Annotated in this window: 1 protein-coding gene; it reads left to right on the top strand. The window is 70.9% G+C overall.

From position 1 onward, the window contains the following. Positions 1-244 (top strand): hypothetical protein (locus QRT08_RS18535; protein ID WP_286047473.1); only part of this gene is annotated, 244 nt, incomplete at both ends.

The raw sequence follows: 244 nt of genomic DNA, 5'->3' as shown, positions 1-244 counted from the left end.
AGCCTGCTTCTCGCCGGCTGCGCGACTGGCGGCAACGGCGAGCCCGCCGGCTCCGAGAGCCCGGCCGAGGGCTCGTCGACCGCCGTCATCACGACCAACGGCTCGGAGCCGCAGAACCCGCTGCTGCCCGCCATGACCAACGAGACCGGCGGCGGCAAGATCCTCGACTCGATCTTCGCCGGCCTGATCACGTACGAGGCCGACGGCTCGGTCGTCAACGACGTCGCCGAGGAGATCACGACCG

It is taken from the genome of Halalkalicoccus sp. NIPERK01, from assembly GCF_030287405.1.
In the GTDB taxonomy this organism is placed as follows: domain Archaea; phylum Halobacteriota; class Halobacteria; order Halobacteriales; family Halalkalicoccaceae; genus Halalkalicoccus.
The sequence above is the reverse complement of the archived record's forward strand: the minus strand, read 5'-3'. Positions and strand labels throughout refer to the sequence as shown.